The sequence below is a fragment of the Ruminococcus sp. genome, from assembly GCF_024684275.1.
The window spans coordinates 1-18442 of the sequence record NZ_JAIKXF010000053.1 but is presented as its reverse complement, the minus strand read 5'-3'; the positions used below and the strand labels follow the sequence as shown (position 1 = coordinate 18442).

Sequence of the window (18442 nt, the reverse complement as noted above, 5' to 3'; positions counted from 1 at the left end):
TTTCAATACAGCGATGTAATTATCTTACATAGAGATATCTTGAAAGAAGTACTGCGTCAGTGACATTTATCTTGCCGTCCTTGTTGAGGTCAGCGCGGGTTCTCTCAGCTTTTGTCAGAGGATCTACACCGTTGATATAATCAATGATAGCGTCAAGATCCTCGTTTGTTACATATGAACGGCCTAAAACGTTGCCTGATCTGATAGGACTAAAGCCGTTGATATCATAGGAGATAAGTGAGATATCTGTAACATCTACCTTGCCGTCCCAGTTTACGTCTGCTCTTGCAAGTCTGCTTGCAGGAATAGCCTTGATGCCCTTAACGTGCCAAGTAACAGCCTGAAGATCCTCGATGTCGATATCTGTATCACCGTTGATGTCGCCCTTCATTGCTCTTACTGCCGGAGATGAAGATGATTTCTTTGCGGCAGCTGCTCCCATAACTGTTGCTGCGCCTGCTGTCATAACTGAAGCCATAAGAATTGCTGCGATCTTGTTGAATTTCATTTTGAAATTCCTCCTTTAAAAATATTGTTTGCTAAATATATGACTTGTTTATGTCAAATATCAAGCATTTATATATTAACATTTTATCTCGATTTTGTCAATAGATATTTATATAAGATTTTTAAAGCTTTTTTTAAGATTATATGATATAATATATTATGTGAAAGTGTATACTCACTTACGAAAGGGGAAATTATTATGCTGAATATCAAAAAAACCGCAGCCCTGCTGCTTTCATCTGCAATTGCCGTTTCTTCTCTCTTTTCATGCAACGAAAAGAAGCCCCACGATATGGCAGAAGCCAATGAGTTCAAGGTAACGTTCCTCGACGTAGGAAAGGCTGACTCTATGGTGCTGCAGTCCGAAACAGGAACCGTAGTCATCGACTGCGGCGAGAAAGGCGACGGAAAGAAGGTATCGGCTCTCCTTGAAGAAAGCGGAACTACCGTTATCGATTACCTGATAATCACTCATTTTGATAAAGACCACGTAGGCGGAGCTTCAAAGGTGCTGAAAAACTTTGAGGTCAAGAACGTACTTACTCCCGATTATGAGGGAAATGTCAGTGAATACGACAAATTCAAGGAAACTCTTGACGGCGAAGGAATTACTCCTATGAAGCTGAAAGAGGATATATCATTCACCCTTGACGACGTGGATTACACGGTATATGCGCCGAAAAAGGACTTCTACGGAGAGGGCGACAGCTCAGAGAATGACTTTTCACTGGTCACTAAGGCTGTCCATCACAACAACACCCTGCTTTTCACGGGTGACGCTATGGAACAGAGACTTGACGAAATTATGGACATAGGGCAGTGTACCCTGCTGAAAGTTCCCTATCACGGCAGAAAGCTGGATAATATCGGCGATTTTCTCAAGGCTGTATCCCCGAAATGTGCTGTTGTATGCACCGAAAGCAGTGAATTTTCAGGAAAAGTACAGGAAACTCTCAAAGAAATGAAAATAACCACCTACGCTACCTGCTTCAACGGCGAGATAACCGCTGTCAGCGACGGCAGTCAGATAAAAATCGAAACCGAAAAAGGTTCATCTTTGTAATATTTAACAAAAAAGCGGCAGCAATGTCGCTTTTTGTTATATTTTATTGACTGGCGCTGTGTGAAATGATATAATTATCATATAGCCCACTTTAATAAATATATTGCCCGACAGAGGGGGAAACTATATGAGTAAACACGAGACCCAAATAAGAGCACGTAAGCGCAATTTCATAATAGCGCTCTCTTTACTGCTGATCACAAATATACTTATGGCTCTGACGCTTTCCTTACTGGCTAAGAAGGATCTGCGCGAGCAGATAGATCAGCGTATGCTCGACATCTCAAATACCGCAGCTTATATGCTGAACGGCGATGAGTTAAAGTACCTGCAAAAGGAGGACGAGGGTACAGAGCCCTACACCAGAGCTCTCGAAACTCTCCGCGCCTTTCAGGATAATATAAATCTTGACTACATCTATGGCATACGAGCTGAAGCCGACGGCTCATTTACCTTCACAATAGACCCTGCCGTTGAAGACCCCGGAGAATTCGGCTCGCCTATCGTTTCCACAGAGGCTCTCAGAAGCGCTGCAAACGGCATTGCCGCTGTTGACAAAAAGGCATATTCCGATGCATGGGGCAGATTCTATTCCGCATACAGCCCAGTTTTTGATTCCGACGGCAAGGTCTCAGGAATTGTCGGCGTTGACTTTAACGCCGAATGGTACAACGGAAAGCTCAATAATCATAAGCTTATATCTGTCATTATCCTTATTGCGTCTCTTATTGTAGGTATCGCAGTCTCATTCGTGATCATGTCCCAGTACCGCAAGCACCTCAAAGCAACCCTGAAGGAAATAGAACAGCTTGATTATACTACACAGAGGATCAGCGACTCTATGACTCAGTCTGCCATAAAGAAGCTGGATTTTCTTCCTAACAGCGAAAGAGATTTGCTGAAAACACTTGCAAACGGCGAGGAGAATAAGCAGTCCTATAATGATGAATACGAAGAAATAACGTCTAATATCCACTCAGTATGCAATAAGCTGAATAAATACATAAAGTACATGGATTCCAATATGTACAGAGACGCACTTACAAATGCCATGAACAAGGCAGCATACAGGAATACTATCAGACAGCTTGACGAGGATATAAAAAATGAACAGCCTGTTTTCTCTGTCGGCTTCTTTGACCTGAACGGTCTTGAAAACATAAACGCCCGATACGGCTTCGAGCCAGGTGACGAGCTGATGTTCCACTCCGCAAGACTGCTGAAAAATGTGTTCGGAAACGACAATGTCTACCGTGTTGCAGGCGACGAATTCATCGCTATCATGCGCGATAAAACAGCACTTGATATGGAGGAATATTTCGATGAATTCGACAAGGAAGTAAACAGCTTCAACGAAAGTAAAAAGATAGCTCACAGCCTCAGCATCGCAAAGGGATTCAACGTCTACAAAAAGGATATGCACGAGAATTACCGTCAGGTGCTTATTACTGCAAGAGAAAATATGCAGAACGACAAGGCTGAATACTACAGAAACAAAAAGGCGTGATGATCTATCACGCCTTTTTCGTCATCTTTCGGCGCCGCATCTGCACATTGACAGCAAAAAATGCCTGAGATTCAGCAATTTTAACTGTTGCATTTTCTGTTATCATGTGTTATAATAGATTGTAACCGTGCTTTTTAGGCAGATAATGCTTTTCTGGCACAAATTTTAATATTATGAAAAGAGGAAAACAAATGCCTGCAAATATTGTAGTCGGAACTCAATGGGGAGACGAAGGAAAAGGCAAGATCATTGATATCCTTGCTTCCCGCGCAGACGTTGTAGTACGCTCACAGGGCGGCAACAACGCAGGTCACACTGTTGTAAATAACGGTGAGGTATACAAGCTTCACCTTGTACCTTCGGGTATTCTTTACCCCAATGCACTCAACCTCATCGGCGCAGGTGTAGTTCTTGATCCTAAGGACTTTATCGGCGAGCTTGACAGCCTTGAGTCAAGAGGCATAAAGACTCAGGGACACCTTAAAGTAGACCCCCGCGCTCAGATCGTTATGCCGTGGCATATCGCTCTTGACGGTCTTTCCGAGGCTTTCCGCGGCGGCAAGGACATCGGCACTACCAAGAGAGGCATTGGCCCTACATATATGGATAAATACGAGCGCTGCGGCATTCGTATGTACGACCTCGTTCACCCTGAGGTGCTGGCTGAGAAGATACAGTCCACAGGCAAGCTCAAAAACGAGATAATCACTAAGGTATACGGCGGTGAGGCTTTCGACCTCGACGCTGTTACTAAGGAGTACACAGAATACGGCAAGAGACTTCTCCCATACATGGACGATGTTTCCGTTCTCACATTCGAGGCTCACAAGGCAGGCAAGACTATCATGTTTGAGGGAGCTCAGGCTACTCTCCTTGATATTGACTTCGGTACTTACCCATATGTTACCTCATCGCACCCACTGTCAGCAGGCGTTTGCGTTGGTACAGGCGTAGGTCCTAAGGTCATAACAAACATCATCGGCGTTGCAAAGGCTTACACCACCCGTGTGGGCAAGGGACCATTCCCGACTGAGCTTGACGACGCTACAGGCGATCAGATCAGAAACGTCGGCGGCGAGTTCGGTACTACTACAGGCAGACCAAGAAGAACAGGCTGGTTCGACGCTGTTATCGTTCGTCATTCAGTAAGAGTAAACGGTCTTGACAGCCTTGCTATCAACAAGCTCGATACTCTCGCTAATATAGATACTCTCAAAATGTGCGTGGCTTACAAGAAGCCCGACGGCAGCGTTATCAAGGAGTTCCCGCCCACACTGGAGGAGCTTGAGGGCTGTGAGCCTATCTATGAAGAATTCCCCGGCTTTACCGAGGATATATCCAGGTGCAGCAGCTTCGACGAGCTGCCTGCTAACTGCAAGAGCTACATCGCTCGTCTCGAGGAGCTGGTAGGCTGCCACGTAAGCATGGTAGGTATCGGTCCTGACAGATCTCAGATTCTGGAAAGATAATCACCAACGTCAGCCGCTTCGGCGGCTGTTCGCTTATCAGCATGATCTGCTGCGAAGGGAGGCTTTGCATGAAATTCTCCGTAAAAAAACTGGCTGCTGTCACAGCTATTGCTGTACTTAGCGCTTTTTCCACGCCTGTAACGGCTTATGCGGCTCAGGTATCCGTTCCCGAAGTATCACATAGCTGCGTTTTCAGCTCTACTGACGACGCCGCTATGCAGATGAGAAAGTATATCAAAGAGAGAACTGCCGATTTTGAGATAAATATCGACGCTTCTGTTGCTTCAAAGGAGACCGTTGGACAGCTCATGATATTCAAAGCCTTCGATGAAACAGGCAGCGGCTCAGAGGGAGATTATCTCCGCTTTTCTGTAAAAAAGCTTAACTGCAAGATATACTGGAAGAATAATGAATACAGGCTGGTCTATCATCTGAATTACTACACTACAGCCGCAGAAGAAGCAAGTCTCACACAAAAGCTTGACACGGCGCTTGCTTCGCTGAATACAGAGGGACTTTCGGACTATAACAAGTTCCTCCTGCTGTACAGATATGTCACCTCAAATGTGACCTATTCATCGGATATCTCGGATAAATACGCCTACACAGCCTACAGTGCCGTGGAAAACGGTCATGCCGTATGTCAGGGCGTAGCTCAGCTGCTATACAGGCTATGCAACGATTCGGGCATACCCTGCCGCATAATAGCAGGTATCGCTCATGACACGAGCGGAGCCCGTGAGGACAACTATCATGTGTGGCTGGTAACAAAGATAGACGGCAAATATTACCTCTCCGATCCTACGTGGGACCTCAGTGCAGAGGGCGATAACTTCCGATATTTTCTCAAGGGGAGCAACGATTTCGACAGTACCTTCAACATGAGGCATATTCCTCAGAATGACAACGGTCTGACCTTCCCCGAATATGATTCCGACGAATTCCGAAATGCATATCCCGTCTTTTCCGAAAATGCTCCCTCACCTAAATGCAGCGAGGGAGACATCGACGGAAACAACAGCATAAACGCTGTGGACGCTTCGGCTATCCTCAGCGACTATTCCCGCGTTTCTACCTGCGGTACAAGTGCTCTTACCGTATCGCAGAACAGCTGTGCCGACGTCAATAATGACGGCCGTGTAAACGCCGTGGACGCCTCCTGCGTTCTTGCGTATTACGCTTATGTCTCATGCGGCGGCAAAGGCTCTATAGATACTTATATTAAAAACGAGGTGTTGAAAAATGTACGATGAAAATAATCTCGGCGGCATCATGCCGGAGGAGATAGAATATAATCCTGACGCCCCAAAAAAAGAAGCTCCCACAGGAGTAAGCGCTCCCGTGCTTGACGACTTCGGATATGTAGCTCCTACAGCTAAAAAAGACGGACCTACAGGCGTCAGCGCTCCTGTTCTGGACGATATGGCATCATATAACCCTGCCGCAGAGAAAAAAGGCGCTCCTACTGGAGTTTCCGCACCTGTGCTTGATGACAATATCCCTTATACAAGCGAAAAGAAGGGCGCCCCCACAGGAGTAAGCGCTCCCGTACTCGATGATGCCTCTGTACCATATACTCACCAGCAGCTGGTCCTCTCCGACGAGGATATCATAGGCGGACTTACTCCCGAGCTGAAAGCACGTTTCGACGCTCTCCCTGCTGACAAGCAGCAGCAGATAATAGATATGAGAAGAACTCAGCTTGGTGCAGTCGCTCCTCCCGCACAGGTAACAGCTCCTGTGCTCGACGAGGATAATTACACACCTCCTCCGAAAAAGGAAGAACCAAAACAGCCTGAGGCTCCTATAACAGCTCCTGTACTGGATGACGAGCCTGAGCCCCCTAAGTATCAGCCGAAATACGTGGACGAGGACCTTGAAAGGGTAAAGGCTGAGGCTTCCAAAAAGGCAGTATCATCACAGCTTGTATCAGAGCAGAAGGATTCAAAGGAAAGTCTGCGCATGATGCTTCAGCTGAAAGAGGAAGCAAGGCAGAGAGAGGCAGAAAAGGGCTTCAAAATATGTATCGTGCTTGCTGTTATAGGCGTTATATCTGCTATCGCATTCTATCTGCTCTATTCTGGACAGTTAGGTCTTGGCTATAAGAACGGTCTTGAGGGCTTCGGCAAGATAATAAAGAACTCCTCACTGTACATTGCAGGTATCGTTGGCATATGTACACTTTCACTCATAGCAGGCATCAAGGGACTGAAATCCCTGTGCTCACTGGTGCTCCTGCTTTTCGGTATCGTTCAGATATTCCCGGGACTTCCCATGATACCACAGCACAAGGGCAATATGGGACTGGTAGTTGCACTGTATGCTATTGCGCTTGCAGGAACTGTAGTTTCATTCTTCATGCTCTCGGGCAGCGAGCCTGTGGGTAAGTATTTTACCAGAAACGATAATCTCAACAGACGTGAACGTGACGATTATTAACAGCAAAAAAGGCGCGACCAGTCGCGCCTTTTTGTTACTGTTCTTCTTTTTTAATACCGAATATGGCTCTCAGTATCCCCGATATGAATTTCGGGCTCTTGATGACCACTATCTTCAATATGTACCCCCTCCTTTGCAGGATATATGGGCATCTCTAAAAAACTATTTGGTCAAGGAAAAAACAGATAGGTTTTTAGAGATGCCCATATGTAATTATATTCCGCAGGAGGTCTTTTTGTTACACAACTATCTTAGGGGTTATGATGACCAGCGCAAGTCCGTCCTTTATGCGCAGCGACGCCTTTTCGCCCTCTATCTCATTGCTGACGCCTATGGGGAAGGACTGCACCATGCGGTAGTCCTCTAAGGGGTACTTTACGCCGCGGAGGTACTCTATCCCCACGCTTTCCGTCAACGCAAAGACTGAGAAATATACACCGCAGTCCATATTCTCGTATGTGACCGTTCCCTCATCAGCCTCCTGCACAAGCAGGTGACTCTCGCCCTTTATTTCAAGGTTACAGCCTTGCTGCAAGGCATATATCATAGCCTGTATATTGGCAAAGCTGTGCTCAAAGCGCTTTCCGCCAAGAGCTCCGTAGAGGTCTATGTTGCTGTAGCCAAGCTCTATAGCCTTTTTTACAGCCATAAGGGTATCCGTATCGTCCTTCTCGGGAACGCTTCTCAGCTCCTCAACGCCCTTAGGCAGCTCCTCGGTGTAGGAATCAAAATCTCCCACTATCACATCGGGAAGCAAGCCCAGCCGCAAAGCGTGTCTGTAGCCGCTGTCGGCACAGATGAAGCAGCTGTATTTCTCCCAGTACGACCACTGCTTGTAGCATCTGAGGTCAGGCATATCTCCGCCTGCAAATATCGCACATTTTTTCATTTGAGCTCCCACTCCTTTAACTGCTTTGCTTCTTCGTACATCGTCTTATAGCTTTCGTGTCTGCTTCGGGAAATATCTCCCTTTTCCACTGCCTCGACCACTGCACAGCCCTTTTCGCAAAGATGAGCACAGTCTCTGAAGCGGCACTTGTCCGTAAGTCCGTCAAACTCGCGGAAGCAGGCCGCCAGCTCCTCCTTGCGGATAATGTCATAGCGATTGGTCTCAAAGGTGGAAAATCCGGGAGTGTCGGCAATATAACCGCCGCCGCTGAGCTTGTAGAACTCTGCGTGACGGGTGGTATGTCTGCCTCTGCCAAGCTTTCGGCTTATCTCGCCTGTGGCTATATTCAAAGTAGGGTCAACGGCATTGAGCAGAGTAGACTTTCCTGCGCCCGAGTTGCCTGTAAAGGCACTTATCCTGCCGCTGAGCAGCTCACGTACTCTCTCAATGGAAGCCTCGTCGCCGTAGCTGACCTCAGCCACATCAATGCCGATACTGCCGTATATCTCGTGTATAGGACGGCTGTCCCCCAGGTCTGTCTTGGTTATGACCATTACGGGGGTTATGCCCTTGTACTCCGCAATGGCTATAAACTTGTCCAGAATAAGGTAATTCGGTGCAGGCTCGCAGGTGGACACTATGAATATGAGCTGGTCGAGATTTGCAAGGGGAGGTCTTATGATACAGTTTTTTCGCGGAGCTATCTCCGTGATGACGCCATCCTCAACGTCAACGCGGTCCCCCACGCAGGGACTTATCCCCCTGTTGCGGAAAACTCCTCTTGCCTTGCACTCATATATACCGTCAGGGGACTCTACACTGTAGAGTCCCCCTAAGCATTTTATGATTATTCCGCTTACAACGTTTTTACTCATCAATAGTGAACAAACTCGCTATCGCCGTTCCAGTAGCCTTCCCAAACCCAATGATCGTTATCATCAAAGTGTCCGTACCACTCCCACTGACCTTCGTTGTTGTACTTGCCGTAGTAGGTGTTGCCCTCTACGATAGAAGGATCTCTGCCAGCCTGTGTAGGAGGCTCTGTAGGAGTAGGTGCCTGTGTAGGAGGCTCTGTTGAAGGTTCTTCCTTCTTGAATGCGCCTACCTGCTCAAATGCGCCCCATGCGTTCTCGCTGTCTGTGGTATATGTGCCCTTAGCGAAGTTGAAGGTATAGGTTCCGTAATTAGCCTTAGCGCCTGTTGTAAGGTTTGTAAGGATAGCTGTAGCTCTTACGCTCTGTCCTGAGCCTTCGATAGTAAGTGAGTAGCCAGCCATTTCAGGACAGATGATAGTACCTGTCGATTCAGCCTTTGTCTTGTTCTTCTCATCTGTGAGGATAAAGTCTACGCTGAAACGTCCTGAAGCCTCACCCGGGAAGCTGAGATTAATGTCTACCTTGCCGTTAGGGATAGTACCGTCGCTGACAAAGAGAGTGATCTCTGAACCAGCTTCGATCTTTGTGCCCTTCTTAGGCTCCTGATCTACTACGATGCCCTCCTTCTCGTAGGAAGGTGTAGGCTCTGTCTTTACCTTGAGGTTCTTATAGCCTGCAAGAATAGCAGCATCCTCTGCGGTCTTGCCCACATATTCGTCCATAGTTACCTGCTCTGCGTTAGCGCCCATGCTGACATAGAGTACGACTGATGTGCCCTTGTGGACCATAGTGCCCTCCTCAGGCTCGGACTTGATAACGTAGTCAGGCTTGATTTCAGCGTCAGAGGTCTTTTGTACCGTGAACTGAAGTCCGCGTTCCTTGAGCTGAGTCTTTACAAGCTCAAGGTTTACATTTCGTACATGAGGTACCTCAACGGTCTCCATACCCTTACTGATAACTACCTTGCAGACATCGCCCTTGCTGAATACAGCACCCTTTTCGATGCTCTGACTGATGATAGTTCCCTCATCGGCTTCGTTGTATTCCTGTCCGTCGATCTCAAACTTGATATCGCTGCTGTAGGCTGCATAAGCCTGGTTGTAATCCCAGCCTACGAGATCGGGCATGGTCTTGCCGTTTTTATTAGCGCTGTTTCTGAGAAGTCCGCTGAGCATAGTTGCCACGAATATAACAGCAACTATGATAACAACTACGACTACAGCCGTAAGAACGGGGACCACCAGTGAGGAACGCTCTTCCTCCTCCTCGTCGTCATCGTCCTCGTCGTCGTCATATTCGTCGTAATTATCTGTATAGGCGTCGTTGTATCTCTGCGATACAGAGCCGCCCGATGAATAGCCCGAACCGTTTCCTGCCGAAGCTGCTGCCATTGCAGGAGCCTTTGCTGCATAAGCATTGGCTACCTCCTGACGACTTTCGGACTCGACCTCTGTGCCTGTTGAGCTGTCAAGTATCTCCTCGGGCTCGTCGGTCTCCTCTGTATAATAGCCGAAGGAGATATGAGGATCAGCCTTGAAGGCTTCAATATCGCTTATCATCTCGGCAGTTGTCTGGTATCTGTCCTCGGGAGCCTTTTCCATAGCTCTGAGAACTATCTCCTCAAGACCGTCGGGGATAGATGGATTGATAGCTCTTGGGCGCTCGGGAATATCGTGCATATGCATAACTGCGATAGCAACGGGGTTATCGCTGTCAAATGGCTTTCTGCCTGTGAGCATTTCGTACATCATAGCGCCCACAGAGTAAATATCGCTCTTTGCGTCGGTAACGCTGCCGCTTGCCTGCTCGGGGCTGATATAGTGAACGCTTCCGATAGCCTGATCGGTAGCTGTCTTTCCCTCCTCACGGGCAAACTTTGCAATGCCGAAATCCATGACCTTGATAGTGCCGTCAGTGAACATCATGATGTTCTGGGGCTTGATATCGCGGTGAACGATGCCCTTGTCATGAGCATGCTGGAGAGCACGAAGTATCTGTATAACGAAGTGAACCGTATCCTTCCATGTGAGGACCTTTTCCTCCTCGATGTACTCCTTGAGAGTGATACCGTCGATGTACTCCATAACGATGTACTGTATCTTCTCGGAGAAGCCCACATCGTATATCTTTACGATATTCGGATGTGAAAGAACTGCGATAGCCTTTGACTCATTGCGGAAGCGGCGGAGAAATTCCTCATTCTCTGCAAATTCCTTTTTGAGTATCTTAATGGCAACTGTTTTGTTGTCGATAACATCGACACCCTTGTAGACCTCAGCCATGCCTCCGACGCCGATGAGCTCGGTTATCTCATATCTTCCGTCGAGCTTCTTGCCAATATTCTTGTCCATTTCCTTTCCTCCTGCGTTAGTCAGAAATTACCGCAACGGTTACATTGTCGCGGCCGCCCTTGGTGAGCGCTAATTTTATAAGTTGATCTGCGGCGTCATCAAAATCTGAGTTTAGTATAACGTCGTATATTTCATCATCACTGCAATATCCCGAAAGGCCGTCCGAGCACAGCAGCAGACTGATCTTATCCTCATAGTCCAGCATGAATGTATCGGTGAGCACTGTTTTATCCACGCCGACTGCTCTTACGAGCATATGCTTCTGAGGGTGTACCTCCATTTCCTCCTCTGTGATCTTGCCCTGCTCAAACAGCACAGCGGCTACATTATGATCAGTGGTTATCCTGACGAGACCTGTGTCGGTGATGAGATAGGCTCTGCTGTCGCCGACATTGGCTATGAAGGCTGTTTTCTTGGTGACAAAGGCAGCTACACAGGTGGTACCCATGCCGAAGTTCTTGAAATCGAACCTTGCCCGTGTATATATCACGGAGTTTGCCGCCGATATCGATGATATAAGGAGCTTGCGGATATCCTCATCACTGAGGCTCTCCTTATAATCCGCCGAAAAACGCTGGAAGAATTCTTCTATTGCGAGCTCGCTGGCTTCTTTTCCAGCTCGTTCGCCGCCCATACCGTCGCACACGACGGCGAGCACATTATGGCCGAAGTATTCGCATCTGACCGCGTCCTGGTTTTCCTCACGCTTCAGACCTATATCCGTGCCGTAGCGAAACCTCAAGTATCCGCACCCCCATTCTGTTGACTTTGCTCAGCAGCGTCACGTCTTAGCTGTCCGCACGCCGCTTCTATATCGCTGCCGAGAGTTCTTCTCACGGTAGCATTTATCCCCCGCCTGCCCAGCTGCTTTGCAAATTCCGCAACGCCTGAGCGGGCTGTACGATAATTTCGTTCCCTGACCTTATTAACGGGAATAAGGTTCACATGGCAGTTCATGCCCCGCAGCAGCTTAGCCAGCTTATCGGCGTCCGCCGCGGAATTATTCACATCGTCGATGACTGCGTACTCAAAGGTTACGCGGCGTCCCGTTTTTTCGATGTAGTATCTGCAAGCCTCCATAAGACTTGACAGCTCGTATTTTTTATTTACGGGCATTATCTCGCTTCTGCCCTCGTTGTCTGCGCAGTGGAGCGAGACCGACAGAGTGAGCTGGAGCTTCTTGTCAGCCAGCTCATAGATACGCGGCACGATGCCGCAGGTAGAAAGCGATACGTGACGAAGGCTCATATCGTTGCCGTCCTTATGGGAGAGCAGCGCGAGGAACTTCATAACGTTATCGAAATTGTCAAGGGGTTCACCGATGCCCATGAGCACCACCCCTGAGACCTTTTTGCCCGAGTCCCTCTCAGACTCATATATCTGCATGAGTATCTCTGAGGGAGAAAGGCTTCTCACGTAGCCTGCAATAGCAGACGCACAAAAGCGACAGCCCATTTTGCACCCCACCTGAGTGGACACACAGATACTGTAACCGTAGCTGTACTCCATCAGAACGGTCTCCACAAAATTGCCGTCAGAAAGCCTATAAAGATATTTTACCGTATTATCTATAGCAGATTCAAGCTTTTTTTGCATAAATAGGCCATTTATACAAAATTTTTCTTTTAAAGTACTGCGCAATTGGATAGATATATCAGACATTTTGTCGAAATCAAGGACTCTTTTTACATGAAGCCACTGAAATATCTGCTTTGCGCGGAATTTCTTCTCTCCGAGAGCGGTGAGAGCCTCAGTAAGTTCGTCCAGATCAAGACTTAGAATATCTACTTTTTCCAATTTATCACCTTACTTTTTTCTGAATTTTGCAATAAAGAATCCGCTTCCGAATTTTGGCGGCATAAGTGTAGCCATTGTGCCGAATTTCTCTCCCATGAGCTGCGGCAGCTCTACAGCCTCGACCTCGGGGTGTTCGCGGAGAAGCCTCTCGCATACCGCTTCGTTCTCGGCTTTTCTCACCGTACAGGTGGAATATACCAGAGTACCGCCAGATTCAAGGTAATTCAGCGCATTGCACACTATTTTGTATTGTATATCGGGGAGTCCTGCAAAATCCTGGATATTCTTGTACTTTATCTCAGGCTTGCTGCCGATGACTCCCAATCCCGAACACGGGACATCACAGAGTATCTTCGTGAATTTCGGCAGTTCGGGGTTGAACTTCGTGGCGTCCCCTGCCGCCGCCTTTATATTGGTGAGACCAAGTCTCTCTGCACCTTTGCGGATAAGCTCTGCGCGTTTTTCGTGAAGGTCAAAGGCGTATATCTCGCCCCTGCCGCCCATGAGCTCAGCCATAGTAAAGGTCTTTCCGCCGGGAGCTGCGCATATATCAAGAACTCTGTCCTGCTCTGTGGGTGCAAGGCTCATGCAGCACAGCTGTGAGGCAAGCCCCTGAACGTGGAACCAGCCCTTTTTGAATGCCTCCGTCGCCGTAACATCACCGCTTTCCACAATAAAGCAGTTATCCATGAGCTTTTCAGCTTTGATACTGCCCAGTGCAGAAAGCAATTCTTCCTCCGTACACCTGATCGGATTGAGACGAAGATATGTGACATTTTTTTCAAGAGAAGCCGCAAGAAATCTCTCCGCCGCCTCCCTGCCGTAGTCCTCGGTGAGGCTCTTGACCAGCTCCGCAGGCGCGGAATACTTCACGGACATGGCTTTTTCGCTGTCTTTGGGGAGCTTCAGCTCCCTGCCGCCGCGTATAAAATTCCTCAGCACCGCATTTACCATGCCCGAAGCGCTGGTCTTGCGGAATTTCTTTGCGAGCGCCACGCTCTCGTTTACTGCGGCGTTGTCGGGAACGCTGTCCATATACATTATCTGGTATATGCCGCAGCGCAGTATATTCAGTATTATGCCGTCAAGCTTCCCTATGGGGCGCGAGCTGAGTCCGCCGATGATATGGTCGAGAGTCAGCCTGCGCTCTATAACTCCGTAATATAATGCGGAGCAGAGCTTTTTGCCGCGGTCGTCAAGGTCTGAGCCCTTCAGACCACTGTCAAGCTGGAGATTTGAATAGCTTCCTCCCGAAAATGTCTTATCGAGAAGCTTTACGGCAAGGTATCGCGGATCTGTCATTATCTTCTTCTGACTGAAAGGAGAAGTCTTATCAGCTGCATTATTGAAGCAAGAAGTCCTGCAACATATGTGAGAGCAGCTGCCCTGAGGACCTTGCCTGCGTGTGGGACCTCGCTCGGTTCAAGAATACCGTCGTTTGCAAGAGTTTTGAGAGCTCTGCTGCTTGCATCAAACTCTACAGGGAGGGTAACAGTCTGGAACACTACAACTGCCGCAAACATTGCGATAGAGAGATAAACAAATACTGTTCCGATAGAAAGGCTGCTGAGAAGAATGCCTGCGATAAGCACTAAATACCAGAGATGTGAGCAGATATTGGTAACAGGTACAAGCTTTGATCTGATAACTATAGGAGCATAGCTCTCAGCATGCTGAACGGCATGACCGCACTCGTGAGCCGCAACGCCGATAGCTGCTACCGAACGCTGTCCGAAGGTTGAATCGGAAAGTCTTACAACGTTTGCCTTTGGGTCAAAGTGGTCGCTGAGCTTGCCCTTTATGTGCTGGATCTCAACATACTGAAGTCCGTTTGCGTCAAGTATCATTCTTGCCACCTGATCTGCGGTAAGACCTCTTGAATTTGCTATCCTGCTGTACTTATTGAATGTTGAGCTTACATTTATCTGTGCTAAGAGCGGTAATATAAGTATCGCAAGATAAAGCACGATATAGATGCCGATATGGTCGCTTGCAGAACGTGTACCGTAGCTGCCTCCATAGTAGTGGTAATATCTTGCAAGCACCATAAACATATTCATGATATACATAATTATTCCTCCTTATCCGAGGATCTCGCCCTTTACGAGCTTCTTTCCTCTGAGAAAGTCCTCTGTTTTCATGCGTTTTTTGCCCTCGGGCTGAACCTCGCGGAAGATAACGGCTCCGTCGCCGCACTTCACCGCAAAGCTTGCCGTATCGACTACAGCACCGTTTTCTGCGCCGTCAAAGCTGCCCTGAGCTATCTCAGACTTAAACACCTTCAGGCGCTTGCCCTCCAGCATAGTAAATCCCGTAACACCGCGTATGGTATTGTGTACCTCGGCGGCAGACTTATTGAAGTCCAGTGCGCTCATCTCCTTGCGTATCATAGGAGAATAACAGCTGAGGCTGTCGTCCTGCACCTCGGGCTTCAATGCACCCTTTTCAACAGCGTCTATTGTCTCTGCAAGGACCTCTCCGCCCATTGCGGAAAGTCTTGCATAGAGCTCCTCATAGGTCTCGTTTTCGCCTATTTTGGTTGCTCTCTTTATGAGCATATCTCCTGTGTCAAGTCCCTCGCTCATCTGCATAGAAGTGACACCAGTCTCCTTTTCGCCGTTCAGAAGCACCCAGTTTATGGGAGCTGCTCCCCTGTACTTCGGCAGGAGCGAAGCGTGGATATTGATACAGCCGTATTTGGGCAGCTCCAGTATCTCCTTCGGGAGTATCTGACCATATGCCGTTACGACTATGAGGTCGGGAACTATATCGCGGAGTATCTTCATAGACGCCTCTGCGTCATCGCCCTTTCTCAGTGAAAGGGGCTGATAAACGGGTATCCCGTATTCCTCAGCCGCAGCCTTTACAGGGGTAGGTATAAGCTTATACCCTCTGCCCTTTGGCTTGTCGGGCTGTGTGAATACTGCCGCCGTCTCATGGCTGCTCTCTGCAAGAGTGCGCAGGCATGGTACGGCAAATTCGGGAGTTCCCATAAATACTATTTTCATTGCTTAGTCTCCTCGGGTACGAAGAATTCCTCGACTATCTCAGTGAAAACATGACCGTCGAGGTGGTCGTTCTCATGACAGGTACACTGTGCACCAAGCTCGGTGAAATCACGCTCGAACCAGTTGCCGCTGCGGTCCTGAGCCTTGAGGTGACAGCTCATAGGTCTTGTTACATAGCCCCATACATTCGGGCATGAAAGACAGCCCTCCTGAACTCTCTGCTTGCCCTCTTTCTTAGTTACCTCAGGGTTGATAGCCTCTATGCTGTCATTCTCGTCAAGGTGCATGATGAATATCCTGCGGCATATGCCTATCTGCGGTGCCGCAAGACCTACGCCCTCAGCCTTGTTGAGTGTCTCGTGCATATCGTCAAGAAGCTGTGCAAGCTTTTCGTCAAACTTCTCCACGGGCTTGCAAACCTTATGGAGCATCTCGTCCTTATCTGTTAAAATCCTTCTAAGTGCCATATTATCTATCCTTTTCTATTATACGCCCACATCGCCGTTCATATCAGCGTAAAGGGCTATGCCTTTCATTTCCTTCAGCTTTGCCGAATCCGTAAGGACTTCACTTATGAAGCCGCGCATTTCGGCATTATTCTTGCATTTCATTATTATCCTGTAGCGGTACTTTCCGTTTATCCTGCCGTATGAGCAGCGTACAGGTCCGAGGACTCTCACGGGAGTTTTAGGCTGCAATTCCTTTAATTTCCCGTTCATCAGCCTCAGCACAGCTTCCGCACCCAGTCTTACGGATACGTCCTCATTTCCCGAAAAGCAGAAAATGCACATATCACACAGGGGCGGAAATATCATCGCACGGCGGATAGCTATCTCCTCATTGTAAAAGCCCTTGTAATCCTGAGCGGCTGCAAGGTTCATGATATAGTGCTCTGGGATAAAGGTCTGTAGTATGGCGCGTCCGCGGCGCTCACCGCGTCCCCCTCGTCCGACTACCTGAGTGATAAGGGAAAAGGTGCGCTCATAGCTTCGGAAATCTCCCGCATACAGAGCCTTGTCGACAGAAAGGACTCCCACCAGCGTAACATTGGGGAAATCCAGTCCCTTGCCTATCATCTGAGTGCCTATCATTATGTCGTATTTGCCGTCGCGGAAGTCCGTGAAGCTCTTCTCGTAGGAATACCGCGAAAAAGTGGTATCAGCGTCCATTCTGAGTATCCTTGCCGACGGAAAGAACGTGGACAGCTCCTCCTCAAGCTTCTGTGTGCCGAAGCCCATATTTTTAAGGTGCTTCGAGCCGCAGCTCGGGCAGGTATCTATAGGCGGACTGACGTAGCCGCAGTAGTGGCACATCAGCTTGTCGTTTTTCTTGTGGTATGTCAGCGGTACAGAGCAATTCGGGCAGTACACAGGCTGATAGCAGTCGCAGCAGCTTATAATGGTGTGATAGCCGCGCCTGTTGAGCAGCAGTATAGACTGCTCGCCGTTTTTTAGGTTAAGGCTTATCTCCTCAGCTAATTTGCGGCTGAATTCCGTGCGGTTGCCCTCCTCGCGCTCAAGGTTCATATCTATGATACTCACCTCCGGCAGCGGTGCATTGCCGTACCTTTCCTTCATTTCGAGAAGACGGTATGCGCCCCTTTCAGCAAGGTAATAGCTCTCGATAGAAGGAGTTGCCGAAGCCAGCAGAAGCACTGAGCTATGCTGAGCACAGCGCTGCTTGGCAATATCATGCGTGGTATATCTTGGGGAGCTGTCCGATTTGTAGGAGCGCTCACCCTCCTCGTCGATTATTATAATGCCGATATTACTCAGCGGAGCAAATACAGCACTTCGCGTACCTATTACGATGTCCGCGTCGCCCCGCTTTATGCGCTTGTACTCGTCAAGCCTCTGACCGAGAGAGAGACCGCTGTGGATAACGGCTACTCTTTCGCCGAACAGTGAGCGAAAGCGCTTCAGTATCTGCGGAGTAAGACCTATTTCGGGAATGAGCAGCATTGCCTGCCGTCCCATTTTCACCGTATCGTCTATGAGCTTTTCAAAGACTGAGGTCTTGCCGCTTCCCGTAACGCCGTGAAGAAGAAATACCGCAGGCTTATGCTCATAAAGCTGTGCAAAGACTGCGTCATGGGCACTCTGCTGCTCGGGAGAAAGAGCTATATCCTCGGGACTTCTCTTTTCCTCCGCGTCGCCCTCAACTCGTCTCAGCACCTCTGCTTCGTATTCCTCTGCCGCGCCGTTTGCGCAGAGCCGCTTCACAACGGATTCCGTAACGCCGCACATATACGCAGCCTCACGGACTGTCGCAGAACCATACTCGCTGAGAAATTCCGCTACCTGCTTCTGCTTGGGCGTAAGGTCAAAGCTTTCGGGAGCGCTCATATACTTATCGGAAAGCCGCACCATTCTTACAGCCGCGTCGCCTACCGCCTGTCTGAACACATTGTCAGAGTCAAGGGCACCTGCGTCGCAAAGCTCGTCAGGGAGCCTTCTGCCGTTTTCGATGATATGCTCCTCAATAAGCGAATTAAGCTCCTTATTGTCCTCCGCACAAGCAAGAGCGTCAAGAAGCTC

Annotated in this window: 17 protein-coding genes; 5 read left to right on the top strand and 12 right to left on the bottom strand. The window is 48.5% G+C overall.

What is annotated here, in order from left to right:
- Positions 1 to 19: 19 nt before the first annotated feature.
- Positions 20 to 508, bottom strand: coding sequence for a dockerin type I repeat-containing protein (locus K5677_RS05550; RefSeq protein WP_072300636.1), 489 nt, complete (start codon positions 506 to 508; stop codon positions 20 to 22).
- A 198-nt stretch (positions 509 to 706) separates the two neighbouring features.
- Here K5677_RS05550 and K5677_RS05545 point away from each other — a divergent pair, with 198 nt between their 5' ends.
- The 5 genes from K5677_RS05545 (at position 707) to K5677_RS05525 (ending at position 6985) form a co-directional block, all read left to right on the top strand.
- Complete coding sequence (locus K5677_RS05545) at positions 707 to 1570, top strand: MBL fold metallo-hydrolase (RefSeq protein ID WP_296725652.1); 864 nt, start codon at positions 707 to 709, stop codon at positions 1568 to 1570.
- A 127-nt stretch (positions 1571 to 1697) separates the two neighbouring features.
- Positions 1698 to 3077: a diguanylate cyclase gene (locus K5677_RS05540; RefSeq protein ID WP_296725650.1), complete on the top strand. Its 1380-nt coding sequence runs from the start codon at positions 1698 to 1700 to the stop codon at positions 3075 to 3077.
- Between the two features lie 191 nt (positions 3078 to 3268).
- A complete protein-coding gene (locus tag K5677_RS05535) occupies positions 3269 to 4546 on the top strand; it encodes an adenylosuccinate synthase (RefSeq protein ID WP_296725648.1) in 1278 nt (425 codons plus the stop codon).
- 68 nt (positions 4547 to 4614) lie between these two features.
- Complete coding sequence (locus K5677_RS05530; RefSeq protein ID WP_296725646.1) at positions 4615 to 5799, top strand: transglutaminase domain-containing protein; 1185 nt, start codon at positions 4615 to 4617, stop codon at positions 5797 to 5799.
- Positions 5789 to 6985, top strand: a complete 1197-nt coding sequence (locus K5677_RS05525; protein WP_296725643.1) for an ABC transporter permease — start codon at positions 5789 to 5791, stop codon at positions 6983 to 6985. Before K5677_RS05530 ends, K5677_RS05525 begins: the two co-directional genes overlap by 11 nt.
- A 34-nt stretch (positions 6986 to 7019) precedes the next feature.
- On the opposite strand, the gene spoVM is transcribed toward K5677_RS05525, so the two are convergent.
- The 11 genes from spoVM to priA form a co-directional block, all read right to left on the bottom strand.
- Complete coding sequence (spoVM, locus tag K5677_RS14445) at positions 7020 to 7094, bottom strand: stage V sporulation protein SpoVM (protein WP_366208667.1); 75 nt, start codon at positions 7092 to 7094, stop codon at positions 7020 to 7022.
- A 129-nt stretch (positions 7095 to 7223) separates the two neighbouring features.
- Complete coding sequence (locus K5677_RS05520; protein WP_296725642.1) at positions 7224 to 7874, bottom strand: thiamine diphosphokinase; 651 nt, start codon at positions 7872 to 7874, stop codon at positions 7224 to 7226.
- Positions 7871 to 8749, bottom strand: coding sequence for a ribosome small subunit-dependent GTPase A (gene rsgA, locus K5677_RS05515; protein WP_296725640.1), 879 nt, complete (start codon positions 8747 to 8749; stop codon positions 7871 to 7873). Before rsgA ends, K5677_RS05520 begins: the two co-directional genes overlap by 4 nt.
- Positions 8749 to 11100 (bottom strand): Stk1 family PASTA domain-containing Ser/Thr kinase, encoded by a 2352-nt coding sequence (gene pknB, locus K5677_RS05510; protein WP_296725638.1) that lies wholly within the window; start codon positions 11098 to 11100, stop codon positions 8749 to 8751. The genes rsgA and pknB overlap by 1 nt, the downstream gene beginning before the upstream one ends.
- Before the next feature lie 16 nt (positions 11101 to 11116).
- Positions 11117 to 11842, bottom strand: a complete 726-nt coding sequence (locus K5677_RS05505) for a Stp1/IreP family PP2C-type Ser/Thr phosphatase (RefSeq protein WP_296725637.1) — start codon at positions 11840 to 11842, stop codon at positions 11117 to 11119.
- Entirely contained in the window at positions 11839 to 12897 is a 1059-nt protein-coding gene (gene rlmN / locus K5677_RS05500) for a 23S rRNA (adenine(2503)-C(2))-methyltransferase RlmN (protein WP_296725629.1), read from the bottom strand. Before rlmN ends, K5677_RS05505 begins: the two co-directional genes overlap by 4 nt.
- Positions 12898 to 12906: 9 nt before the next feature.
- The gene (rsmB, locus tag K5677_RS05495) at positions 12907 to 14199 is read right to left on the bottom strand and encodes a 16S rRNA (cytosine(967)-C(5))-methyltransferase RsmB (RefSeq protein WP_296725627.1); all 1293 of its coding nucleotides are present in this window, start codon (positions 14197 to 14199) and stop codon (positions 12907 to 12909) included.
- A complete protein-coding gene (locus tag K5677_RS05490; RefSeq protein WP_296725626.1) occupies positions 14199 to 14966 on the bottom strand; it encodes a zinc metallopeptidase in 768 nt (255 codons plus the stop codon). Before K5677_RS05490 ends, rsmB begins: the two co-directional genes overlap by 1 nt.
- A gap of 12 nt (positions 14967 to 14978) precedes the next feature.
- Positions 14979 to 15905 (bottom strand): methionyl-tRNA formyltransferase, encoded by a 927-nt coding sequence (gene fmt / locus K5677_RS05485; RefSeq protein WP_296725624.1) that lies wholly within the window; start codon positions 15903 to 15905, stop codon positions 14979 to 14981.
- Complete coding sequence (gene def / locus K5677_RS05480) at positions 15902 to 16372, bottom strand: peptide deformylase (RefSeq protein WP_296725622.1); 471 nt, start codon at positions 16370 to 16372, stop codon at positions 15902 to 15904. The genes fmt and def overlap by 4 nt, the downstream gene beginning before the upstream one ends.
- Before the next feature lie 18 nt (positions 16373 to 16390).
- Positions 16391 to 18442, bottom strand: a 2052-nt coding sequence (gene priA / locus K5677_RS05475; RefSeq protein ID WP_296725620.1) for a primosomal protein N', incomplete at its 5' end; no start/stop codon positions are given.